The sequence below is a fragment of the Bradyrhizobium sp. USDA 4538 genome (assembly GCF_024171045.1).
GTDB lineage: Bacteria > Pseudomonadota > Alphaproteobacteria > Rhizobiales > Xanthobacteraceae > Bradyrhizobium > Bradyrhizobium australafricanum.
In genome coordinates this window covers 7990818-8014594 of record NZ_JALJZE010000001.1, presented here as the reverse complement: position 1 = coordinate 8014594, position 23777 = coordinate 7990818, and the positions used below count along the sequence as shown (strand labels likewise).

General features: G+C 65.0%; 20 protein-coding genes and 1 tRNA gene. 10 read left to right on the top strand and 11 right to left on the bottom strand.

Features of this window, described 5'->3' with window-relative positions; genetic code table 11:
* Positions 1-177: 177 nt before the first annotated feature.
* Positions 178-1083 carry a ribonuclease Z gene (locus J2R78_RS36875; protein ID WP_253608665.1) on the top strand — a complete coding sequence of 302 codons (906 nt, stop codon included), beginning with the start codon at positions 178-180 and terminating at the stop codon, positions 1081-1083.
* 142 nt (positions 1084-1225) lie between these two features.
* Positions 1226-1462, top strand: coding sequence for a hypothetical protein (locus tag J2R78_RS36870; protein ID WP_057018484.1), 237 nt, complete (start codon positions 1226-1228; stop codon positions 1460-1462).
* Positions 1463-1826: 364 nt separating this feature from the next.
* Here J2R78_RS36870 and J2R78_RS44855 read toward each other — a convergent pair whose 3' ends face one another.
* The 4 genes from J2R78_RS44855 to J2R78_RS36855 all read right to left on the bottom strand — a co-directional run bounded on the left by J2R78_RS44855 (position 1827) and on the right by J2R78_RS36855 (position 6429).
* Positions 1827-1958 carry a hypothetical protein gene (locus tag J2R78_RS44855; protein ID WP_256438746.1) on the bottom strand — a complete coding sequence of 44 codons (132 nt, stop codon included), beginning with the start codon at positions 1956-1958 and terminating at the stop codon, positions 1827-1829.
* 561 nt (positions 1959-2519) lie between these two features.
* A tRNA-Lys gene (locus tag J2R78_RS36865) sits at positions 2520-2595 on the bottom strand.
* A gap of 178 nt (positions 2596-2773) precedes the next feature.
* Positions 2774-5623 carry a glycosyltransferase gene (locus J2R78_RS36860; RefSeq protein ID WP_253608664.1) on the bottom strand — a complete coding sequence of 950 codons (2850 nt, stop codon included), beginning with the start codon at positions 5621-5623 and terminating at the stop codon, positions 2774-2776.
* Between the two features lie 194 nt (positions 5624-5817).
* Positions 5818-6429, bottom strand: a complete 612-nt coding sequence (locus tag J2R78_RS36855; RefSeq protein WP_057018479.1) for a hypothetical protein — start codon at positions 6427-6429, stop codon at positions 5818-5820.
* Positions 6430-6674: 245 nt separating this feature from the next.
* Between J2R78_RS36855 and J2R78_RS36850 the strand changes: the two genes are divergently transcribed.
* Entirely contained in the window at positions 6675-8303 is a 1629-nt protein-coding gene (locus J2R78_RS36850) for a beta-(1-6) glucans synthase (protein WP_253608663.1), read from the top strand.
* On the opposite strand, the gene J2R78_RS36845 is transcribed toward J2R78_RS36850, so the two are convergent.
* Together J2R78_RS36845 and J2R78_RS36840 are read right to left on the bottom strand one after the other, a co-directional pair.
* The gene (locus J2R78_RS36845) at positions 8263-8643 is read right to left on the bottom strand and encodes a hypothetical protein (RefSeq protein WP_016844836.1); all 381 of its coding nucleotides are present in this window, start codon (positions 8641-8643) and stop codon (positions 8263-8265) included. The two genes, J2R78_RS36850 and J2R78_RS36845, sit on opposite strands and share 41 nt — an antisense overlap.
* A gap of 94 nt (positions 8644-8737) precedes the next feature.
* Positions 8738-10108 carry a hypothetical protein gene (locus J2R78_RS36840; RefSeq protein WP_253608662.1) on the bottom strand — a complete coding sequence of 457 codons (1371 nt, stop codon included), beginning with the start codon at positions 10106-10108 and terminating at the stop codon, positions 8738-8740.
* Positions 10109-10291: 183 nt separating this feature from the next.
* Here J2R78_RS36840 and glmU point away from each other — a divergent pair, with 183 nt between their 5' ends.
* Positions 10292-11650 carry a bifunctional UDP-N-acetylglucosamine diphosphorylase/glucosamine-1-phosphate N-acetyltransferase GlmU gene (gene glmU, locus J2R78_RS36835; RefSeq protein WP_253608661.1) on the top strand — a complete coding sequence of 453 codons (1359 nt, stop codon included), beginning with the start codon at positions 10292-10294 and terminating at the stop codon, positions 11648-11650.
* 257 nt (positions 11651-11907) lie between these two features.
* On the opposite strand, the gene J2R78_RS36830 is transcribed toward glmU, so the two are convergent.
* The 3 genes from J2R78_RS36830 to J2R78_RS36820 all read right to left on the bottom strand — a co-directional run bounded on the left by J2R78_RS36830 (position 11908) and on the right by J2R78_RS36820 (position 14846).
* Positions 11908-13491 (bottom strand): cation acetate symporter, encoded by a 1584-nt coding sequence (locus tag J2R78_RS36830; RefSeq protein WP_253608660.1) that lies wholly within the window; start codon positions 13489-13491, stop codon positions 11908-11910.
* Between the two features lie 12 nt (positions 13492-13503).
* A complete protein-coding gene (locus J2R78_RS36825; protein WP_253608659.1) occupies positions 13504-13818 on the bottom strand; it encodes a DUF485 domain-containing protein in 315 nt (104 codons plus the stop codon).
* 77 nt (positions 13819-13895) lie between these two features.
* Entirely contained in the window at positions 13896-14846 is a 951-nt protein-coding gene (locus tag J2R78_RS36820; protein ID WP_076828910.1) for a LysR family transcriptional regulator, read from the bottom strand.
* 175 nt (positions 14847-15021) lie between these two features.
* Here J2R78_RS36820 and J2R78_RS36815 point away from each other — a divergent pair, with 175 nt between their 5' ends.
* From J2R78_RS36815 to J2R78_RS36790, 6 genes are all read left to right on the top strand, one after another.
* Positions 15022-16086, top strand: coding sequence for a carbon-nitrogen hydrolase family protein (locus tag J2R78_RS36815; RefSeq protein WP_057018472.1), 1065 nt, complete (start codon positions 15022-15024; stop codon positions 16084-16086).
* A 175-nt stretch (positions 16087-16261) separates the two neighbouring features.
* Complete coding sequence (locus J2R78_RS36810) at positions 16262-17056, top strand: adenylate/guanylate cyclase domain-containing protein (RefSeq protein WP_057018716.1); 795 nt, start codon at positions 16262-16264, stop codon at positions 17054-17056.
* 136 nt (positions 17057-17192) lie between these two features.
* Positions 17193-17468, top strand: coding sequence for a hypothetical protein (locus J2R78_RS36805; protein ID WP_253608658.1), 276 nt, complete (start codon positions 17193-17195; stop codon positions 17466-17468).
* A complete protein-coding gene (locus J2R78_RS36800; protein WP_253608657.1) occupies positions 17465-18112 on the top strand; it encodes a hypothetical protein in 648 nt (215 codons plus the stop codon). The genes J2R78_RS36805 and J2R78_RS36800 overlap by 4 nt, the downstream gene beginning before the upstream one ends.
* 175 nt (positions 18113-18287) lie before the next feature.
* A complete protein-coding gene (glmS, locus tag J2R78_RS36795; RefSeq protein WP_057018713.1) occupies positions 18288-20114 on the top strand; it encodes a glutamine--fructose-6-phosphate transaminase (isomerizing) in 1827 nt (608 codons plus the stop codon).
* Positions 20115-20209: 95 nt separating this feature from the next.
* A complete protein-coding gene (locus tag J2R78_RS36790; protein ID WP_253608656.1) occupies positions 20210-21007 on the top strand; it encodes a DUF502 domain-containing protein in 798 nt (265 codons plus the stop codon).
* A 127-nt stretch (positions 21008-21134) separates the two neighbouring features.
* Here J2R78_RS36790 and J2R78_RS36785 read toward each other — a convergent pair whose 3' ends face one another.
* Both J2R78_RS36785 and recG read right to left on the bottom strand, forming a co-directional pair.
* Positions 21135-21401, bottom strand: coding sequence for a GIY-YIG nuclease family protein (locus tag J2R78_RS36785; RefSeq protein ID WP_253610016.1), 267 nt, complete (start codon positions 21399-21401; stop codon positions 21135-21137).
* Positions 21402-21569: 168 nt separating this feature from the next.
* Positions 21570-23678 carry an ATP-dependent DNA helicase RecG gene (gene recG, locus J2R78_RS36780; protein ID WP_253608655.1) on the bottom strand — a complete coding sequence of 703 codons (2109 nt, stop codon included), beginning with the start codon at positions 23676-23678 and terminating at the stop codon, positions 21570-21572.
* Positions 23679-23777 lie beyond the last annotated feature (99 nt).

Sequence of the window (23777 nt, the reverse complement as noted above, 5' to 3'; positions counted from 1 at the left end):
CACGACGACCGATCCCGATGGCGCGGATGCGGTCTGCGCCTAAAGCCGCCGGCTTCAGGACCTTTCGGTCCACCGTCGTCGGCATCGAGATGCTTGAACACATCGGGCGACGCTGCCATCAGATTGCGCGATCTCGGCGGCGTGGCGCCGTCGGCAGTCGGAAGGCGAGGTGCTGCGATGTTCTCGCTGACTTTTCTGGGAACGTCGGCAAGCGTGCCGTCTCCCGAGCGCAATCACCCGGGCATCCTCGTCGAGGCAGCCGGCAGTCGTATTCTGGTCGATTGCGGCGAGGGAACGCAGCGCCAGCTGCTGCGGAGCGGCGCCGGCTTTCGACGGCTTGATCACCTGCTGCTGACCCACGGGCATTTCGATCATGTGCTCGGCATCCCCGGGCTGTTTTCGACCCTCCGGTTGCGGCAAAGTTCGGATGCGATGACGATTCATGCCGGGCCAGGCACGCTCGATGTCGTCGTCCGGATGCTGGCAGGCCTGTGGGGCGAGGGTAGAGCGCCGATCCCGCTTGATCTGGTGCCGTTGAGCGAGGGGCGAGTCCTCGACGCCGGCGAATTCACCGTCGATTGCTTTCCGGTCCGCCACCGGGATACGGACAGTTTCGCTTTCTCCTTTCAGAGCGCGGTGCGCCGGCATCTCCTCCCGGACCGGCTTCTGGCGCTGCGCGTGCCTGATGGGCCGGTTCGCCGGGAGCTGGCGGAGGGCCGGCAGGTGAAGCTGGACGATGGTCGCACCATCGATCCGGAGCAGGTGCTTGGCCCGGCCCAGGGGCGAAAGAAGCTCGTCATTGTCGGTGATGCTGAAGCAACCGAGGGGCTCGCCGAACACGTCGGGGACGCCGACGTGCTGGTGATCGAAGCGACGTTTCTCAAGCGCGACGCGGCGATCGCGCGCGACTACGGGCATTTGACGGCCAGCGAAGCCGCCGCGCTCGCGGCGCGGAGCGAGGTCAAGCAGCTCATCCTCACCCACATCTCCGGCCGCTACCCGGACGAGGACATTCTGGCGGAGGCGACGAGGACTTTCCCGAACAGCCGGATAGCCATCGACTTCGAACGCATCGCTATCTGAGTGCGCGCCGCACGAACAACGTTTCATTAACCCGACTCACGCAACGTCGTCCCAGGCCGTCTGGATGGGCCGCTAGCAGAAGGCCGCCACGAGTGACTACGTGGCGGCTTTTTGCGTCTCACAGTGCCAAGGGAGACGACCGATGGACTACGGCGCCTTCACCGACGCCAGCCTGAAGATGATGTACGAAGCCGTCCGCGGTGCGCTCAGAGCCGACGACGAATTCGAGGCAGCCGGCGAAGAGCCAAAATTCCGCGTCCGCGCGACGCCCGAGTGGAAGCGGCATGCCGGCAGCCTCGAGGCCGAGATGCTGAAGCGAGGGATGCAGCTCGATATCATCGACTGGACAGGCGGTCAGGGCGAACTGCCGTTATCTTGACGGCCGAACTCCAGCAGCGTTCCGAATGTTCGCTCCGAATTGTGCGCTGAACGGCGCGCTTGCGCCGTCATGCGTCGCGCTCCACCCCTCGGCGCGGGGGCGACCTCTCTGACGCGGGCTGCTTTCGAGCTGCCTTGAGCTGTTCCCCGATCGTTCCCTTTCAACGACGACGCTGGCCCGATCAGAACGTCCAGTGGCCAAAGCTGAATTCCGCAAGGGCCTAATTTGCTCCACCGATGCGCCGCCATTTTGCCGCGCCTCGTTCGCTTTGCCCAACTCTGTTCATATACCTTACGAGGTAACACAGATGTCATCTGTTCGCGGTTTGTGTCGCCACCGATCGGGGTACTCGATCTAACTTTGTCTACGGCTCGGGCTTCAGGGCGTCCGTCAAGGCCTGCTTTATGTGTTCGGCCTGTTCCTTCGTCAGCTTCTCGGCGAAGTGGCCGTCTTTCTTCAACTGCGCTGGACCCTTGAGCTCTCGATCATAGACCATCCAGTCGGTGCTTCCTCTCCGAACGACAAACCTTGACTGTAGGGGCGCTGCGTATCTCAACGATACCTCCCAATGAATCCAGCTGCTCGTCTCCAAAAGACACATCCGGTGACAGCTTGTTCCTGAACCGGGACACTGAAATTTCCTGCGCCACCTAAAGAGCAAGGCTCATGCCGGAATACGCGCGCCGCCGACCGGTCCGGAGAACCGCAGGCAGGCTCGACGCCGGCGACGCCGAACGTGATGACTGCGACAGGGAGAGCAACGAGCCGTTGGCGTCCGGATGCGTCTGGTCCGAGCATTGGGATTGCAGTTCTGACCGTCCCGAAAAATTACGCCGCCGGGCCCGAAATGGTTTGTCCCGGCGACGCCCTGTTCTTCCAGCCTCTGGGCCCTGAAATCCCCAGCGCCGAAAACCTACTAAAGATCACGCCGAACAACTGTGGCTTGGTTCACACAAAATTAAGAAGAAGAGCCGGCGTCAGGGCCCGGGCCGGCTACCCAACACCATGGGAGCGACGTCACTGCCGCACGGAAATTTCGCGAATGTTTGAATTTGTTTGGTGAGCGCGGAGGGACTCGAACCCTCGACCCCATGATTAAAAGTCACGTGCTCTACCGCCTGAGCTACGCGCTCACTCACCTGAACATTAGATCCGGACGCCAGCGGTGAACCGCTCCGGATCGTGCTCCAGCCCGCGCTGTGTAGGGGGCAGGGCCCATCGGGTCAATAGCCGAGGGGCGCTCAATTGTGCACCGACGCGCCGGATTTGCTGTTCCGGCGCCTGTGCTTAGGGCCGCTTCTTGAAGTTGGCTCAGTTGTCGCGGCGGATTTCCGAGCCGACCGGCTGCGACGGGGCGGCGACCGAGGGCAGGCTGACCGGGCGCAACCCGATCAGTTCCGCGGTGCGGATCGCGCTGTTGCGCCAGAATGCGAACTCGTTGATCCGCGAATTTTCCAGGATCGCGATGGAGACCGCCGCCAGGAATGGCAGGCTCTGCAACACCAGGACGCCGGCGAAGATGTAGATCTCGCGCACCTGCTTGTAGCCGTTGGTGACGACAAGCACGACGGCGCCGATCAGCAGCAACACGCCGATCACGGCTTCCCAGAACGCCTGGAACTCGATCGACATCCGCGACAGGCCGCCCTTGGAGGTGCGGGCGAACGCAAGATGCTCGGTGATCAGGCCCTGCGCCACCGCGCGCGACACCGTCCACTGCACGCTCATCGCCGCGATCATGGCTCCTAACATCTGGCCGGCCTTGATGTTCACGCGCAGCCGGTAGAGCGCGACGAAATGCACCAGCGAGACGATGAAGGAGGCGATGATCGGCAGCGTCAGAATCTTGTCGGGGATTGCGATGTCGGCGAAGGCGACGATTGGCACCCAGATCAGATTGAGGATCGCGACCACGACGCCGAGGCTTTCGGCGCCGAGCCAGTTCAGCCAGCCCAGCGAGAACTCGCGGCGCTGATCGGGCGTCAGCCGGCTGGCGCCGGGCAGGAAGCGCCGCCAGTGCTTCTTGACGATCTGGAAGCCGCCATAGGCCCAGCGATGGCGCTGCTTCTTGAAAGCCTCATAGGTGTCGGGCAGCAGGCCTTCGCCGTAACGCACATTGGTGTAGTGCGTGAGCCAGCCCTGCTGCTGGATCGAGAGGCCGAGATCGGTGTCCTCGCAGATCGTGTCGCTGGACCAGCCGCCGGCCTTGTCCATGGCGGCGCGGCGGATCAGGCACATCGTGCCGTGCACGATGATGGCGTTGAACTCGTTGCGCTGGACCATGCCGATGTCGAAGAACCCGGCATATTCGCCGTTCATGATGTAGTGCATCAGCGAGCGATCGCCGTCGCGATGCTCCTGCGGCGCCTGCACGAGGCCGACGCGCGGATCGGCGAACGCCGGCACGAGATCCTTCAGCCAGTCCGGATGCACGACATAGTCGGCGTCGATGATGCCGATGATCTCGGCATCCGCCGCGGTGCGGTCCATCGCGATGCGCAGCGCACCGGCCTTGAAGCCCTGCACCTTCTCGGCATTGATGAACTTGAAGCGCTCGCCGAGCAGCCGGCAGTGATCCTGGATCGGCCGCCAGAAGTCGGGATCGGGCGTGTTGTTGATGATGCAGACGCACTCGAAGTTCGGATAGTCGAGCCGCGACACCGCATCGAGGGTCTGCTTCAGCATCTCGACCGGCTCGAAATAGGCCGGGATGTGGATCGAGACCTTCGGAAACTTCACGTTCTCGCCGATCGTGGCAGGCGCAAGCGGCTCGCTCTTGCCGATCAGCCGGCGCGGGCCGCGGCCGAACGCCACCGCCGCGATCTCCTCGATCCGCGCCATCGCGATCAGGACCAGCGGAACCAGCAGCACCAGGCCGAGGCTGAGCGCGAAGGCCGAGCCCCAGACGAAGTAGTGCGTCGTCCAGTAGGAGAACACCGTCGCGACCCACGCGCCGACGCCATTGGCGGCCGCCGACAGCAGCAGCGCCTGCATCACGGTCGGTTGGTCCAGCCGCAGGATCGGCAGCGACATGAACAGGCCGACCAGGACGGCGACCAGCGCGATCTTCCAGTAGTTCGGATCGGTGACCGGTCCGGTCCAGGCGAACTTTGGCTCGCGGTCGGCATTGAGGATGCCCCAGTAGGGGCCGACGCCGCCTTCGAAGAACTTCCAGGGCTGATCGATCGCCTCGACGATGTTGTAGTCCATGCCGATGGCTTCGGCGCGGGTGACGAAGTTGCGAAGCACGGTGGCCTGCTGGAACGGGCCGGGAACGGCGCTGCGCAGATTGTAGCCCTGGCTCGGCCAGCCGAATTCGGCAATCAGGATGCGTTTGCCGGGGAAGGAGTCGCGCAACAAATTGTAGCGGTCGACCGCCTGGTCCACCGCCTGCTTGTCGGTGAAGTTTTCCCAGTAGGGCAGCACGTGCGCGGCGACGAAGTCGGACGAGTTGGCGAGCTGCGGATGGTCGCGCCAGATGTTCCAGATTTCACCGGTGGTGACGGGGACGTTGACCGACTTCTTGACCCGCTGGATCACCTTGATCAGCCGGTGCACGTTGTTTTCGGCGACTGCCCACTTGATCGCTTCAGCGCGCTTGCTCAAGCCGCTGCTGCCGTTTTCATCCGGCTGCATTTCCGCGTCGCGGAGGCGCTGCGCTTCCTCGCGAAGGATGCGCTCGGACTCCTCGGGCGGCACGCCGATCTCCGGAACCGAGCCGAGGTTTTCCAGCGGCACCTGCTCGCCGCGGAACACGGTTTCGTTGCCGACCACGATGCCGATGACGTTGCTGTTGCGCTTGGCCAGGTTGATCGCGGCTTCGATCTCGCGGTTGTTGCGGTTGGCGTCCTTGTCGATCCACGCACCAACCGTGACCTTCATGCCGAATTCGGCGGCGACCGGCGGCACCAGCTCGTTGCCTTCGGTCGATGAATAGAGACGGACTGCCTTGGTGAGCGTGGAGAGCTTTCGCAGGTCGGTGCGCACCTTCTCGGTGTCGGCGGCGACGTCGGCGACGGTGTGGCCGGACTCGAACGGAGCGTAGGACAGGCTCGGCAGCGTGCCACGGAAATCGGGCGCCGGCTGCTTCTCCTGGAAGAGACCCCACAGGGCGGCGTGGGCGGCGGTGACAAGCAACAGGACGGCGACGACGGCGCGCATCGCGGTTAAACCATACGGGGCCTGAGATTGAGGACTAAGCGAACCCGTCCCCTGGGTTCGACCAACACGACAGCGGAGGGAAAGATATCTCCGCCATCCGATTTAACAACTGGTGTGCCGCGATGGCGTTTTAAGGGCGCAAGCCGTTCCAGCCGCGAAAAAAATCGCGGCCGGACCCCGGTCGCGGGATATGGCTATTTCGACGCCGGCGCAGGTGACGCCGACGGGGTCGGTGCAGGCGAGGGCGAGGCTGCCGGTGCCGGTGCGGCGGTGCCGGCCGTCGCCGGCGCCGGGGTGGGAGCAGCGGCGGCGGCCGCGGCCTGGGGCTGCGCGCCCGGATTGATCCAGCAGGCGTGGATGCGGCCGTCGAGGCTGCCGCGGACCTTGTCGTCGATCTGGGCGCCGAACCGGGTCAGGCAGCGGAACGCCGCTTGGACGTGGCCGCCGGGGCAGCCGAACCGGTCGTAGAGGTCGAGATGGCGGAACGCGGTATCGAGGTCGTCGTTCCACATCAGGCGGACGACGCGGCGGCCGAGCCAGACGCATTCCGGGTTGCCGGCCGGGCCGTTGATGGCCTGCTGGGCCTCGACGAACTCCTCGACCTTGCGCTGGTTGGCTTCCCGTGCGGCATTTGCGTTGGCGTCGGGCTGTCCGGGCTGCTGTTTCGCCTGATCCGGCGGATTCGGCGTGCCGCTCTGGGCGAACGCGCCGCCGGCCCCAATGAGGAGCGCAAGGCCCGTGACAAGGCCCGTTACGGCAAGATGGCGCAAAGTAGTGTTCTTCAACTCAAGCAGCCGTCGACGCATGTATTCCCCGATAATGTTCCTGCCCCCGCGGGATCATCCTAACGGCTCGCGTGATGCCGTCCAAATAGGTCTCCAGTGCGGCGGAGACTCTGGCGAAATCTGATGACTGGAATTTGGTATTTTGTCCAGCAAACTCACAACTTTATCGACCCAGCGCAAAACTGTCGCAGGACAACCATGGTATTGACCTAATCCCGCTCTTGGCAGATGGGCTGTGACCGGCTAATTCGACGGTCCCCCGGAGGATGGAACCGATTTCGCTTCGTACGCCGCTGGCGCTTCTCCTGATCTCGCTCGCCGTGATTGCATCCGTGTGGTGGTGGCTCGCCACGCCGATTACGCTCGTGCGCGCGCCGATCGATCCCGCTGCAAAGCTGCAATGCGTGTCCTATACGCCGTTCCGCGGCGCGCAGACGCCGCTGGATCCCACCACGCAGATTCCAGTCGAGCAGATCGAGCAGGATCTGACCGATCTCGCCAAGGTCACCGACTGCGTGCGCACCTATTCGATCGAGAACGGCCTCGACCAGGTCCCCGGCGTTGCGGCCAAGGTCGGGCTGAAGGTGATGCAGGGCATCTGGCTCAGCAGCAACCGCTTCAAGAATTTGCAGCAGATCGCGATCGCGGTCCGGCTCGCCAAGGAGTATCCCGGCGTCGTCACCTCGCTGATCGTCGGCAACGAGGTGCTGCTGCGCGGCGAGATGACCGCTACCGATCTTGCCGGCAACATCCGCGCGGTGAAGGCGGCGGCGGGCAATCTTCCTGTCACCTATGCCGACGTCTGGGAATACTGGGTGAAGAACCGCGAGATTTATGACGCGGTCGATTTCGTCACCATTCACATCCTGCCGTATTGGGAGGACATCCCGGTCAAGGCGAAGTACGCCGCGGCGCATGTCGACGATATCCGCAAGCGGATGGCGGTGACATTCCCGGGCAAGGAGATCCTGATCGGCGAGACCGGCTGGCCGAGCCAGGGGCGGATGCGGGAGGGCGCATTGCCGTCGCGCACCAACCAGGCGCGGGTGGTGTCCGAGATCCTCGACCTCGCCAAGCGCGAGGGCTTTCGGGTCAACCTGATCGAGGCCTACGACCAGCCCTGGAAGCGCAAGCTCGAGGGCACCGTCGGCGGCAATTGGGGCCTGTTCGATTCGGTCAAGCGGCAGGTGAAATATCCGCCCGGCGTTGCTATCACGAACTATCCGGACTGGAAGCTGCAGATGGCGGGCGGCATGGCGCTGTCCGTCGCCACATTCCTCGCGGCCTGGCTGACGCTGCGCCGCCGGCCCTGGACGCCGCGGCCGTCGGCCTGGATCGCGGTCGCCATTTCGGCGACGACGGCGGGGGCGCTGCTCGGGATTGCCGGCGACAAGATGTATTACGAGAGCTACGGCGTCGGCGGCTGGCTGCATTGGGGCGTGCTGCTCGCGGCGGGCATTGCCGCGCCGCTGCTGACGGCGCATGCGCTGATCGCCGGCCGCTCGCTGCCGACCTTCCTGGAGCTGGTCGGGCCGCGCGACTATCGCGGCAAGGGCGTGATCGGCGCGGTGCTGGCGATTGTGCTGATCATCACCACGGTGATTGCTGCCGAAACCGCGCTCGGCTTCACCTTCGATCCGCGCTACCGCGATTTCCCATATGCCTCGCTGACCATGGCGGTGGTGCCATTCGCGCTGCTGACCATGCTCAATCGCCCGAAGGAAGGCATCCGGCCGCTCGCGGAATCCGTGTTCGCCGGCCTGCTGGTGATCGCCGCCGGCTACACGATCTACAACGAGGGCACGATCAACTGGCAGTCGGACTGGACCTGCGTGATGTACCTCCTGCTCGCCGCTACGCTGTGGCGGGCGCGGGCCGCGCAAAACCCAGGATGAACAGCCCGATCGCGAGCCCCGACAGCACGACATTGTAGAGCACGATCCCGAGCCCCGCGGCGATCAAGCCGACGGTGAGCAGCACGATCGACGGCCGCGTCAGGTTGAGCACCGCGATTACCAGCGCGGTGATCCCGAACACCGAGTTCTTGAACAGTACGGTCGACAGCGCGCGAGCCTTGCAGAGCATGGTCTGCGCGCCGGCGTCGCAGGCCAGCGCAACGGGAGAGAACTCGATTGCCAGATAGCGCACGTAGAGCGCGTAGCCGACGGTGACGAAGCCCACGACCATCAGGAACTGGACCTGATAGGGGGAGAGGCGGAACGGAGGTTTTGTCATCGCGGCACTATGGTCGGGATCGGGTTGCGGGACAAGTTCGGTCGGAGCATCGAAATCGGTTGAAAATCCGGCCACAATCCCTTGGCTCACATGATTATTGGCTGTTCCGCCGGAATATCGAGGAGATCGTGGTCGGCTCCGGCTTCTTGTCCTCGGCGACCGGCTGCGGCGGTGGCGGTGGTGCGACGGCGCGCTTCGGCACGGCCCGGCGATGCGACGGAGCCGGCTTGGCTCCGGCGGGCGGCTCGTTAAGGGCGAGCCGCTGGCCGTCATAGATCGCTGTCTCGCAGGTCCGCTGCACCAGGCTGAGGCCCGCGCAGATCCTGGCTGCGGTGCCGGCGTCGTTCAGCGGTCCGGCCACCAGGCGCAACTGCATGCCGAGCCCGTTGCTGTTCTCCTTGATCACGATGATCGGCCGCAGCGCCGCCAGCGGCGCGTTGGCCTTCGACTTCAACAGGCCGCGCCACAGCGCGCGCAGTCCATTGACCGAATTGGCCGTGCCGAGATCGACGCCGAACTCAGTGCGGTGGATCTGTGCCTGCGGCGCATCGTCCTCGGCGTCAGGATCCGCTGTGATCACCAGCGGCGGCATCGCTGCGACGGTGACATCGTTGGCGGTCGGCCGCTTGACGGTTTCGGTTGCCTTGTTCGCCGCAGGATCGAGCGATGCCAGGACCGGCTTGTCGGCAAGCGGCTTGTCCGCGACCGGCGCCGGCGCAGCGGGTGCATCCTCGGCGCCGGCCGCGGCGGCGCTCATTGGACTTGCGATCGATGCGGCCGTGGCGGAATTCGGCGGCGAATTGTCGGAGGCTGGCGGCTTCTCCGCGGCGGCCTGCGGCTTGGCGGGCGCGGACGCCGGTTTCTTGTCGGCCGTTGCCGGCTTTTCGGCTGCCGCAACCGGCTTCTCGATCGGCCCAGTCGCCTTGCTTTCACCGGCGGCGGCCAGCTTGTCGACCGCCGCCGGCTTGTCCAATGCGACCGGCGGCGTTGTTGCGACGGCGGCAACGGTTGGCGCGGAGGCGGCGGGCGGCGAACTGGCGGTTGCGGGCGAGGTACCGGGCGCGGCCGCCGAGGGCGATGGTGCCGGCGGCTGCCTGGCGATCGCGCCGGTCACGGAGTCGAGACCCTGCTCCAGCGTGGTGACGCGCGAATACAGCCGGTCGCGGTCGCCGTTGAGCGTATCGATCGCGGACGCCAACCGGCGCGTCTCGTTGTGGCTCTCCTTCGCCAGCGTCTGCAACTGCTGGGCCTGTCGCGCGAGGTCCGCTGCGGCAACCTGGTCGCGCCGCAGCGTCAACGCCGACTGGTTGGCCATCACCGCGACGGTGACGGCGCCGACCGCGGCAACGCCCCACGAGCCGAGCCGCCACAGCATGCGGCGATCCAGAGCATCCTCCTCGGCCAAAAAGCCGGTGGTGCTCTCGGTGTCGAATTCCGCCGCCAGATTGTCGCGATCTTTGGCCAAAGCCCGCTTGGCCCTCCTCGAGGCCCGCCGAATCACGAGGCAAAGATTAACAGGAAATGGACCGGGAACTTGAATCCGGAGCGCCACGGAGGCGAATCGGTTTCTTCTGCCGGGGAAAACAATTAAAGACGGCCTCGAAGACAGCTTTGCGCAGCGGACTGCGCGCGACATTGAGGATTGCGGATGACTGCGCGAACGAGCCTGACAGTGGTGCTTGCGGCCGGTGAGGGCACGCGGATGCGCTCGTCGCTGCCGAAGGTGCTGCACCCGGTGGCGGGGCAGCCGCTGCTGGCGCATGTGCTCGATGCCGCGGCCTCCGGCGAGGGATCGCAGCTTGCGGTCGTGATCGGCCCGGACCACGAGGCGGTCGCCAACGAGGTGCGTCGGGTGCGGCCCGACGCACAGACCTTCGTGCAGCGCGAGCGGCTCGGCACCGCGCATGCGGTGCTGGCGGCGCGCGAGGCGATCGCCCGCAGCGCCGACGACCTCCTGATCGCATTCGGCGACACGCCGCTGATCACGGCCGAGACCTTTGCCCGCATGCGCGCGCCGCTGCGCGACGGCGCGGCGCTTGCGGTGCTCGGCTTCCATGCCGCAGACCCGACCGGCTACGGCCGCCTGGTGGTCGAGAACGGCAAGCTGGTTGCGATCCGCGAGCAGGCCGATGCCAGTGCCGAAGAGCGCAAGATCACGCTGTGCAATGCCGGCGTGATGGCGTTCGACGGCAGGATGGCGCTCGCGATCATCGAGAAGATCGGCAATGCCAATGCCAAGGGCGAATATTATCTGACCGATGCCGTCGGCATTGTCAGGGAACTCGGACTGGAGGCCGTCGTGATCGAGACCAGCGAAGACGAAGTGCGCGGCATCAACACCAAGGCGCAGCTCGCCGAGGCCGAGGCCGTGATGCAGGCGCGGCTGCGCAACCAGGCGCTCGAGGCCGGCGTGACCCTGATCGCACCGGAGACCGTCTATCTCGCCGCCGATACCAAATTCGGCAAGGACGTCACGATCGAGCCGTTCGTGGTGATCGGACCCGGCGTGTCGATCGACGACGGCGCCGTGATCCATTCCTTCTCGCACATCACCCAAGCCACGATCGGCAAGAAGGTGGAGCTCGGACCCTACGCGCGGCTGCGGCCCGGCACCTCGCTCGGCGATGGCGTGAAGATCGGCAATTTCGTCGAGACCAAGGGTTCGAGGCTGGAGGCCGGCGTCAAGGTCAACCATCTCTCCTATGTCGGCGACGCCCATGTCGGTGCCAATTCCAACCTCGGCGCCGGCACCATCACCTGCAACTATGACGGCTTCCTCAAGCACAAGACGCTGATCGGCGAGGGCGCCTTCATCGGCACCAATACGTCGCTGGTCGCGCCGGTCACGATCGGCAAGGGCGCCTATATCGGTTCGGGCTCCGTGATCACCAAGGATGTTCCCGACGATGCGATGGCGCTCGAGCGCAGCGAGCAGTCCATCCGCGAAGGCGGCGCCGCGCGCTACCGCACGGCGAAGCTGAAGGAGAAGGCGGCGAAGGGGAAGTGATCTTCTCGCGACATATTTGCGAGCCTGTCTCAACGATAAGGTGTCGTCCCGGCGAAAGCCGGGACCCATACTCCGCAGCGGAAGTTGGGGGCAGCACTCGTCGTTCCAGCATCGTGAAGCAATGACTGTCGGTGGTTATGGGTCCCGGCTTTCGCCGGGACGACAGCCAATGTGTTGCGCGATCTGTGAGTCACATGTGCGCATCGGGCGGCGGGGTTCGCGACAGGCCGATCGCAACATCGATCGGTTGCCGCGGTTCAGGCCGCATTCTTCGCCTGGCGCGGCTCGTCGGTCTTCGGCTCTACCGGTCCGAGCAGGATGCGCCGCTGCATCTCGTCGAAGGCGAGGTTTGCGTTCTTCTCCCGTGTCACCAGCGACAGCAGGATCGCGACCGCAAAGGATAGCGGCATGCTGATGATCGCGGGATTGCGCAGCGACACGAACCACCATTGATGCTCGACCGCGGCGAGCGGCTTGCCGAGAATGTCGACCTGGATGGTCGGGGATAGATAGATCAGCACCAGCGAGCTCAGTGTGCCGACGAGGATGCTCGCCACGGCAGCAGGCGTCGTGAAGTGGCGCCAGGTGATGGCGAGCACGAGCGAAGGGAAGTTGGCGGCGCAGGCGATCGAGAACGCAAGCCCCGCCATGAAGGCGACATTCTGACCTTCGAACGCGATTCCCAGGCCGATGGCGAGGATGGAAATCAGAACCGTCGCGACCCGCGCGACCTTGAGCTGCTCCGCCTCGGAAGCGGTGCCGCTCCGGATCACATTGGTCCAGACGTCGTGGCAGAGCGTGGCGACGCCCGACAGCGTCAGCCCCGCGACGACGGCGAGCATGGTCGCGAACGCGACCGCACAGATGAAGCCGAAGAACGCATTGCCGCCGACGGTGAGTGCGAGCAGAGGCGCTGCCATGTTGCCGCCGCCGCCGGCCTTGGCCACCGCCTCGGCGCCGACCAGCACCATGGCGCCGAAGCCGATGATGAAGACCATGAGATGAAAGACGCCGATCAGGCCGGTGGCATAGAGGATCGACAGCCGTGCGGCTTTGGAATCCTTCACCGTGTAGGCCCGCATCAGCACATGCGGCATCGCGGCGGTGCCGAACATCAGGCCGAGCCCGAGCGAGATGGCATCCCATTGACCAGAGACCACCTTCGACCCCGGCTGCAGCACCTTGGTGCCGTATTTCTCGGATGCCGCGGCGAACAGCTTCAGCGGGTTCATGTCGAAATGGGTCAACACGAGGAGGGCGAGCAGGATGCCGCCGCCCATCAGCAGCACAGCCTTGACCACCTGCACCCAGGTCGTCGCCAACATGCCGCCGAACAGCACATAGACCAGCATCACGCTGCCGACGACGACGACCGACCAGGTGTAGGGCAGGCCGAACAGCAGCTTGATCAGCGATCCCGTCGCGACCATCTGGGCGATCAGGTAGAACAGGATCACGGCAAGTGTACCGATGGCGCCGGCGAGGCGCACCGGGCGCTGGCGCAGGCGATAGGCCACGACGTCGGCGAAGGTGAAACGGCCGACATTGCGCAATGGCTCGACGATCAGGAACAGAATGATCGGCCAGCCGACCAGCCACCCGATCGAATAGATCATGCCGTCGAAGCCGTTCGAGGTGACGATGCCGGCAATTCCGAGCAGGGCCGCGGCGCTCAGGAAGTCTCCCGCGAGTGCCCAGCCGTTCTGCCACGGCGTGACCTGGCCGCCGGCGGCAAAGAAGTGCTCGGTGGTGCGCGTGCGCCGCGCGGCCCAATAGGTGATTGCCAGCGTCAACGCCATGAAGGCGAAGAAGAACCCGATCGAAAGCGTGCTGCTGCCCATTTGCCTGTCCCCTTAGCGAAGCTCGCGAACGCCTGCGTCGAACACCCGGTTCGCCCACAGCACGTAGACCAGGCAGAGCACGAAGGAAGAGATGATGACGAGCGGGCCGAGCACAATGCAAAGCGACAGGCCGGGCATCAGAATGGTGCCGAGCAGCGGCTTGTCGAACGCGAAAAGCCCCATGAAGCCGAAATAGATCACGATCATCGCAACGCTCAGAACGAGCGCGACGGTCAGCCGCTTCTTGGCCAGCTCCTCGGCCGGTTTCTTGGCCAATGCGCCGCCGCTCGGCGCCGGATCGGCATTGCCGGGAATAACCACGTTCATATCGGCCCCCTCAAAACTTCAGCGCGCTCTGCTTGCGCCAATCGGACGAGCTTCAGCCGGGGGCTGACGGAAGGGAATTATGGATTTTTGCAATCTGCTGTGCGCGGCTGCGGCACGACATCGGCCAGCGTGACCTGCATGTCGGGATCCTGCTTCAGGGTATTTTTCAGGAAGGCGCGGACGGCGCGGATGCGCGGGGCGAATTGCAGGTCGCTGTGGACGTTGAGCCAGACCTCGCGAACGGTGCCGGCGAGAGCCGGCAGCACCGGTATCAGGTCGGGCCGGTCCCTTGTGGCAAAGCTCGGAAGCATCACGATGCCGAGGCCGCCCGCCGCGGCGTTCATCTGCGCGATCATGCTGTTGGAGTGGAAGGCGATTTTCGGCTCTTCGATGACGTCGGCGAGCCAGCGCACCGAATCGACCTGGATCAGGTCCTCGATATAGGACACGAACCAATGATCCTGCAGGTCGCGCAGGCTTGCGGGCATCCCGTGGTGGTCGAGATAGTCCTGGCTCGCGAATAGCCCGAGCCGAAACTTGCCGATGCGCTCCGAGATCAGGCCCGGACCGGGCGGCCGGAAGAAGGACACGAACAGATCGGCCTCGCGCTTATGAACGTAGACCGTCTGGGCGGACGTGACGAGTTCGACGGTGAGCTGTGGCGCGGTGCGTCGCAGCTTGGCAAAGCGTTGCGCCAGATAGAGCGAGGCGATCCCCTCCATGGTGGCGAGCCGCACGGTCCCGACGAGCTCCTGGGTGTCGCTGGCGCTGGCCTCCTCGCGGATCGCGATCACCGCGCTCTCGACCCGCTCGGCATGGCGCAACAGCCGCTCGCCGACTTCGTTGAGCTTGAGCCCGGTGCGGTGGCGTTCGAACACCGCAACCCCGAGCGAAGCTTCCATTTGGGCGATGCGCCGGCTGACGGTGGAATGGTCGAGCCGCAGCCGCTTTGCCGTTTGGCTCAAATTCCCGGCGCGGGCGGCGCAGAGAAACACCCGCAGATCGTCCCAGTTGATCGTGTCGAACATCACCGGCCTCCAGGTTGCGGCCGTTGAAATTGCGGCCCTTGTCAGCAAAGCAATTCCCGTTCCAGCGCGTGGCGGTTCCGATCCTTCGCAACCGACCTTGCGACAATTCCCATGCACGCCGGCAAGCCAGGGATGATACCGCTTCGCTCCCCTAGTCCTAGCCGGGATTTTCGACATGCTTCCTCGTTTCAAGGCTGCTGCCGTCCACGCCGCGCCCGTCTTCCTCGACAGCTGGGCGACCACCGAAAAGGCGATCGCCATCATTCGCGAGGCGGCCAGGGCCGGCGCCGAGCTGATCGCGTTTCCCGAAACCTATATTCCCGCCTTTCCGGTCTGGGCCGCGCTGTGGCCTCCAATCGACAACCACGATCTGTTCGTGCGCATGGCGGAGCAATCCGTGCTGGCGGACGGACCGGAAGTGGCGCGGCTTTGCGCCGAGGCGCGCGCCCTCGGCGTCACGGTCTCGATCGGCATCAGCGAGCGCTCGGCCGTCAGCGTCGGGGGGCTGTGGAACTCGAACCTGCTGATCGGCGAGACCGGAGAAATTCTCATCCATCACCGCAAGCTGGTTCCGACCTTCTATGAGAAGCTGGTGTGGTCGTCCGGCGATGGTGCGGGCCTCAAGGTCGCGGAGACGCGGCAGGGCCGGATCGGCGGGTTGATTTGCGGCGAGAATACCAATCCATTGGCCCGCTTCGCCCTGATGGCACAGGGCGAGCAGGTGCACATTTCGAGCTGGCCGCCGATGTGGCCCACCCGGCGCCCGGCCGGCGGCGGCAATTTCGACAACGTGGCCGCCAACCGCATCCGGGCCAGCGCCCATTGCTTCGAAGCCAAGGTATTCGGGATCGTCACCGCCGGCTACATGGACCAGGCGTTGCGCGCCTTCCTCATTGAACGCGATCGAACGATCGCCGACGTGATCGACCAGACACCACGTGCGGCGAGCTTCTTCGTCGATCCGACCGGCAGCGTCTTCGGCGATGGATTGCAGGACGAGGAGGGGATCGCCTACGCGGAGATCGATCTCAATCGCTGCGTCGAGCCGAAACAGTTTCACGACGTGGTCGGTTACTACAACCGCTTCGACATCTTCGGCGTGACGGTCGACCGCAGCCGGTTGACCCCGGCTCGATTCCGCGATCCAGAGCAGCCGATAGCGGACGTGCAAGACGCGGCAATTCTGTCGGTCGATGCCGACGCTGCATCGAATGGGCAGGGCCGCGACCTCCGGAGCTGACGAAGCGCTGGTGCTGCCTCACACGATCCTTCGTCCGCGTGCGGGACCCGACGCGGACATCGCGGTCCGGCATTCTCGATAGTCCGCAAACCTGCACCGTTGCCAGCGCGGGAATGTATGGCTACGCTTTACCCTGGGTAGGCTGCCAAACGTTCCTTCGATCGGCCGGACGCTCATGCCAAAATTCCTTCGCATCGGAGTCCATCAGTCGAACGTTTCCGGATACACGTCGAAGGCATGGTGCATTCGACGGGCCGGCTCGACGGTTTTCCTGAAATGGGGCGCCGTGCAGGTTGATGGCGCGGGCGACAGGCGAAAGGTCCACTGGACGTTTCCACCGCAGGAAAAAACCATTCGCTGCCGCACGGTGCAGCGCGCCCAGGACTACACCAAGGCCGCCATCGCGCGGCGACGCAGCCATCGCTATGAGCCTCTGGCTGGAAATATCGCGAACCGGCGGCGAACCACCGACCGGGACTCGCAGCTCAAGCAGGCGCTCGCCACGATCCTCTATGTCGATATCGTCCGATCCACCGAAAAGGCCGCGCGGCTCGGCGACACGCGCTGGGCGACGGTGATGAACCACTACTATGTCGCTGTGCGCAGGGAGCTGAAGGCCTTGCGGGGGAAGGAAGTCGTGACGACGGGCGACGGGTTGCTGGCGACGTTCCGCGCGCCGGCAGCCGGGATCCGTTGCGCGACCGCGATCCGCGAGTCCGTGCGCACGCTGGGGCTGGAGATCAGGGTGGGACTGCACGCGGGCGAATACAAGGTGAGTGGCGCGGAGGTGATCGGGCTTGCGTTTCACATCGGCGCGCGCGTCGCGGCGAAAGCACGGGCCGGCGAAGTGCTGGTCTCGAGCGCGGTCAAGGACCTGATGTCAAAGTCCGAAATCCGCTTCAAGGATCGCGGCGCGCACCAGCTCAAAGGCGTGCCGGAGCGATGGCGGCTCTACCGGGTTGAGCATTAGGACGTGCTGGCAGCGCCGGTTACCTCCAGCGTCGGCTGGCCTCGCCGAAAGGCGTTAATGACGTATTGACGCGGTTAACGGCGTTTGCCGTCTGCGGTTTCATCGCTCTTTAGGAGGCGACGAGGCAAAACACGTCATGCGCAGATATGCCGCGACCGTTCTGATCGGAGTCTTTTGCAGCCTGGTGACGTACTTCAGCGCTGCACCACTCTACCAATGGGCCGAGACCGGACAGCTGGCGGTGCTGTCCCGGAAGACACACGACCAACCTGAGTTCGTTTCCTGGGGCGACGATCGGCCCAGCTTCGTGCTGCTGTTCGCGCTCTATCTGTTTTTCCTCAAGAACGGACTGCTCGGCATGCTGGTTACGTGCCGCGAGGTCTGGCTGCGTGGCCGGGGATTGGAACCGTGAGCGCGCGGCTGATCGCTGGATTGATCAAGGTGCTGCTCGGAGGTCTTCTCACGGCCGGTCCGCCGCTCGTGTCGGTCGCGCGCGGCGACGAAACTTCGAGCATCAATGCACGACGCGAGGCGCTTCGCGAATGGAGCAGCCTTGCCAATGGACGCACGGACTTTGAAATTTCCGATCCGGCCTTGGTGCCAAGGTTGCTCGCGCTTGCGGCCGAGCAATCCGGCTGCAAATACAGGGATGACATCGAAAAGTTGCCGGTTCGCTTCATGAAAGTGGCCGGGCACCGTCTCGCGCTGATGTTCTGTCGGCTTTCCGTGACCGGATCGCATCGCGCGTTCGATCTTTCCGACGTCAGCAGACCAAAGCCGATGGAATTTCCGTACGTCGCGCTGAACGGCTTCGGTACGACGGACACTCCGGGTTTCATCACATGGAGGGAGGAGGCCGGCTTGTTTCAGGCCGAAACCGGATCGGACCTGTGTCCCAGCCCACACCTGCGGCATGTCTATCGGCTAGACGTGACCAATCGCGAAAGCTTTGTCGTGGTTCGCGTCGAGGTCAGCGCGCCTGCGTGCGGCGCGGGTCAGGAATGGACCACGATCTGGGAGGCGAAACCGTGGCCCGCGCCGGCGGATCCGCGCTGACGCGCTCTTGCCAAAATGGTTAGCCCCGATTAACCAGCCTTTCGCATCAACCTTGCCGTTTAAGACTGTCGCAATCGGCAATAATTATTGAGTATCTTGCGGCCGGCGATTCCCGTTAAGGGACCGTGTCGCCGCTTTGGCAAATTTTCGGCGATTTTTGGGGACATTGAACCGCATGTGCGGCATCGTCGGCATTCTTGGACGCGCTCCGGTCGCGGAGCAATTGGTGGATTCGCTCAAGCGGCTCGAATATCGCGGCTATGATTCCGCGGGTGTCGCCACGCTGGAGAATGGCGGCCTGGCGCGGCGCCGCGCCGAAGGCAAGCTGAAGAATCTCGAGGCCCGGCTCGAGGCCAAGCCGCTCGGCGGCCATACCGGCATCGGCCACACCCGCTGGGCCACGCACGGGCGGCCGACCGAGAACAACGCGCACCCGCACGCCACCGAGCGCGTCGCCGTGGTGCATAACGGCATCATCGAGAATTTCCGCGAGCTGCGCGAGGAACTCGAGGCCAAGGGCGCGGCGTTCTCGACCGAGACCGACACCGAGGTCGTGGTGCATCTGGTCGACAATCTGCTGAAGGGCGGCGTCAAGCCGATCGAGGCGGTGAGGGCGGTGCTGTCGCAGCTGCGCGGCGCGTTCGCGCTCGGCTTTATCTTCGCCGGCGAGGATGACCTGATGATCGGCGCCCGCAACGGCCCGCCGCTCGCGGTCGGCCATGGCGAAGGCGAGATGTTTCTCGGGTCCGACGCGATCGCGCTCGGGCCGTTCACCGACACGATCAGCTATCTCGAGGACGGCGACTGGGTGGTGCTGAACCGCAAGGGCGCCACGATCTTCGACAAGGACAACGCCATCGTCCACCGCGAGGCGATCAAGCACACGACGGCAACGGCGCTGGTCGACAAGGCGAACTACCGCCACTTCATGGCGAAGGAGATCCACGAGCAGCCCGAAGTGGTCGGGCACACGCTGGCGCGCTATGTCGACATGGCGACCGAGCGCGTCACCATGCCGGTGAAGCTGCCGTTCGACTTCAAGGATATCCAGCGCGTCTCGGTCACCGCCTGCGGCACCGCGAGCTATGCCGGCTTCGTCGCGAAATACTGGCTGGAGCGGCTGGCGCGGCTACCGGTCGAGCTCGATGTCGCCTCCGAATTCCGCTACCGCGAGGCACCGCTGCGCAAGGGCGATCTTGCGATCTTCATCTCGCAATCGGGCGAGACCGCCGACACGCTGGCGGCGCTGCGCTACGCCAAGGCGCAGGGCGCGCACACGCTCTCGGTCGTCAACGTGCCGACCTCGACGATCGCGCGCGAGAGCGAGACCGTGCTGCAGACGCTCGCCGGTCCCGAAATCGGGGTCGCCTCGACCAAGGCGTTCACCTGCCAGCTGATGGTGCTGGCCTCGCTCGCGGTCGCCGCCGGCAAGGCACGCGGCGAGCTGTCCGATGCCGACGAGGCCAAGCTGGTGCATGGCCTGGTCGAGATTCCGCGCCTGATGTCGGAAGCGCTCACCACCGAAGTGCAGATCGAGAAGCTGGCACGCGAGATCTCGAAGTCGCGCGACGTGCTCTATCTCGGCCGCGGCACCAGCTATCCGCTGGCGCTGGAAGGCGCGCTGAAGCTGAAGGAAATCTCCTACATCCACGCCGAGGGCTACGCCGCCGGCGAGCTCAAGCACGGGCCGATCGCGCTGATCGACGAGCACATGCCGGTCGTGGTGATCGCGCCCTACGACAAGGTGTTCGAGAAGACCGTCTCCAACATGCAGGAGGTCGCCGCCCGCGGCGGCAAGATCATCCTGATGACCGACGCCAAGGGCGCGGCGGAAGCGACCATCCAGTCGCTGGTGACGATCGTGATGCCGGACATGGGGGCGACCTTCGCGCCGATGGTCTACGCCGTTCCGGTGCAGCTGCTCGCCTATCATACCGCTGTCGTGATGGGCACCGATGTCGACCAGCCGCGGAATCTGGCCAAATCGGTCACGGTCGAATAGTCGCAAGCCGCAGCTTCACGCGGCCCTTCAAAAATGCGACAGAATGGCTTAGCTGGGTGGTGGACTACGGCCGCTTCGACGACCCTGGAACCGCAATGACCTCCAACCAAGTGCCTCCCGCCTCGACCGGTGAATTGCCCCCGGATGCCCCGCGCGGGCTGATGGCGCGGTTTCGCAACTATTTCCTGACCGGCCTCGTGGTGGCCGGACCGGTTGCGATCACCCTGTATCTGACCTGGTGGTTCGTGAACTGGGTCGACAATCTGGTCCGGCCGTTCGTGCCCACGGCCTACCGGCCGGAAACCTATCTGCCGTTCGGGCTGCCGGGTTCCGGCCTGATCGTCGCGGTCATCGCGCTGACGCTGCTCGGCTTCCTCACCGCCAATCTGATCGGGCGAACCCTGGTCGATCTCGGCGAACGGCTGCTTGGTCGCATCCCTGCGGTGCGTGCGATCTATCGCGGCCTGAAGCAGGTGTTCGAAACGCTGTTCTCCGGCAACGGCTCGAGCTTCCGCCGCGTCGGCCTGGTCGAGTTTCCCTCGCCCGGCATGTGGTCGATCGTGCTGATCTCGCAGGCGCCGAGCGCCGAGCTCGCGGCCAGCCTGCCCGGAGCGGAAGAGCATATCTCGGTGTTCCTGCCGTGCGCGCCGAACCCGACCACCGGCTTCTTCTTCTACGTGCCGAAGAGCAAGATCATCGAGATCGAGATGAGCACCGAGGATGCCGCGACGCTGATCATGTCCGCCGGCGTGGTGCAGCCCGGCGCCAACGATCAGAAGCGCGCCGCGGCGCTCGCCGACATGGCCAATGCCGCGCGCATTGCGAGCCAGGCCTCGACCAACCAGGCCTCGCTGCAGCCGGCAACTCAGCCCGCGCCGGCCAAGGTCGAATAAGGGGCCCAACTCCATCCTCGTCATTGCGAGGAGCGAAGCGACGAAGCAATCCATGATTCCACATATGCGGACCGATGGATTGCTTCGCTACGCTCGCAATGACGGCGGGAAGGGGCGATGAGCACACCTAGATCAGCGTCTCGTAGAGGTCGTTCCAATCTGGATTCAGCGCCTCGATCAGCGCAATCTTCTTCGCGCGGGTGCCGGCCTTGATCTGCTTCTCTCGAGTGATCGCATTGTACATGGTTTCGTGCAATTCGTACCAGACCAGAATCTTGCAGCCATATTTGGCCGAGAAGCCCTTCACCAATCCCTCGCGATGCTCAAACGCACGCTTGGGCGGATTTGCGGTAACGCCCGTGTAAATGGTGCCGTGACGCTTGTTGGCGAAGATGTAGAGGCATGGTTGTTTTCATGATGTCCCCCAGCCGCAAATATACACCGTCATTGCGAGGAGCGGAGCGACGAAGCAATCCACGCTTCCGCATATGCGGAACGATGGATTGCTTCGCTACGCTCGCAATGACGATGGGTAGAGCGCTCGCAATGACGGGGTTGGCCGCTACCCCGCGCCGATCAGCGGCACGGCTTCGTCGCGTTCGTAGAGGTAGAGCAGGACGCGCAGCGCTTCGCCGCGTTCGCCCTTCAGCTTCGGGTTGTCCTTCATGATCCGCAGCGCCTCGTCGCGGGCCTGGGTGATCAGCTGGCCGTGCACCTCGGAGCGCGCGATGCGGTAGCCGGGCAGGCCGCTCTGGCGGATGCCGAGCACGTCGCCTTCGCCGCGCAGCTTCAGATCCTCCTCGGCGATCCGGAATCCATCCGTGGTCTCGCGGATCACCTTCAGCCGCGCCTTCGATATCTCGCCGAGCGGCTCCTTGTAGAGCAGCAGACAGGTCGAGGCTTCGGAGCCGCGGCCGATGCGCCCGCGCAGTTGATGCAGCTGCGCAAGCCCGAAACGTTCGGCGTTCTCGATCACCATGATGGTCGCCGCCGGCACGTCGACGCCGACCTCGACCACCGTGGTCGCGACCAGGAGGCCGATCTCGTGCGCGGCGAATTGCGCCATCACGCGGTCCTTCTCGGTGCCCTTCATCTGGCCGTGCACGAGACCGACGCGATCGCCGAACCGCTTCTGCAGGCTCTCGAAACGTTCGGTCGCGTTGGTGAGATGCTCGGTGCCCTCGGCCTCGGATTCATCGACCAGCGGGCAGATCCAGTAGACCAGCTTGCCGGCGCCGAGCGCGCGGCCGACGCCGTCCATCACGTCCTCGATCCGGCTCATTGGCACCGCGCGGGTGTCGATCGGCTGGCGGCCGGCGGGCTTCTCGCGCAGCTCCGAGACGTCCATGTCACCGAAATATGTCAGCACCAGCGTGCGCGGAATCGGGGTGGCGCTCAGCACCAGCACGTCGACGGCCTCGCCCTTGGACGTCAGCGCGAGGCGCTCGCGGACGCCGAAGCGATGCTGCTCGTCGACCACGGCAAGCGCCAGCGCCTTGTAGATCACGTCGTCCTGGATCAGCGCGTGGGTGCCGACCAGGAGATCGATCTCGCCGGCCTCGAGCCGCGCCAGCAGCTCGCGGCGCTCCTTGCCTTTCTCGCGGCCGGTGAGGATCGCAACGCGTAGGCCGGCGCTCTCGGCGAGCGGCGCGATGGTCTTGATGTGCTGGCGCGCCAGGATTTCGGTCGGCGCCATCAGCGCGGCCTGCTTGCCGGCTTCCGCAACCGCGGCGGCAGCCAGCAGCGCCACCACGGTCTTGCCGGAACCGACATCGCCCTGAACGAGGCGCAGCATCCGCACAGGCTGCTGCAGGTCCGCGATGATTGCCGCGACCGCCTCTTGCTGCGACCTGGTCAGCGCATAGGGCAGGGCATCGATGATCTTCCGGCGCAGATGACCATCGCCGGCGTTGCGCACACCGGCGGGGCGGCGCAGCGTGGCGCGGATCAGGGCGAGCGCGAGCTGGCCGGCCAGCAGCTCGTCGAATGCGAGACGTGACCAGAACGGACCGTCGGGCAGGATATCGGTCAGCTCGACCGGCACATGCACGCGGGTCAGCGCCTCCCTGATCGGCGGGAAGTTGCAGCGGCGCAGCACCTCGGGGCTGATCCATTCCGGCAGCTCGGGCAGCCTGGTCAGCGCCTGCGCGATGGCGCGGCGGAGCGAGCCGATCGCAAGCCCCTCGGTCAGCGGATAGACCGGATCGATGCCGGACAGTTTTGCAAAGCCCGCTTCATCGACGACGCGATCGGGATGCACGATCTGCGGGATGCCGTCATACATCGCCAGCATGCCGGAAACGTAGCGCTTCTCGCCGACCGGCAGCAGCTTCTCGACATAGCCGGGCTGGGCGCGGAAGAAGGTCAGCACGACGTCGCCGGTGTCGTCGCTGGCATAGACGAGGTACGGCGCGCGCGAATTGCGCGGCGGCGGCGGACGATGGCGGTCGACGGTGACCTCGAGCGTCACCATGGTTCCGACCGCGGCGTCGCGGATCTTCGGCCGGGCGCGGCGGTCGATCACGCTCGCCGGCAGATGCAGCAGCAGATCGACCAGCCGCGGCGTCTCGCTGCGGTCGAGCAGGTAGCGCAGCAGTTTGTCCTGCTTCGGGCCGACGCCCGAAAGCGTCGTGACCTGGGCAAACAGCGGATTGAGCAGGGCTGGGCGCATCGACGAATCCAAGACCGTTTCACACCGTCATGCCCGGCCTTGTGCCGGGCATCCACGTCTTTTTTTGGAGCTGATGTCGGCCGGGTCCCGTCTACAAGG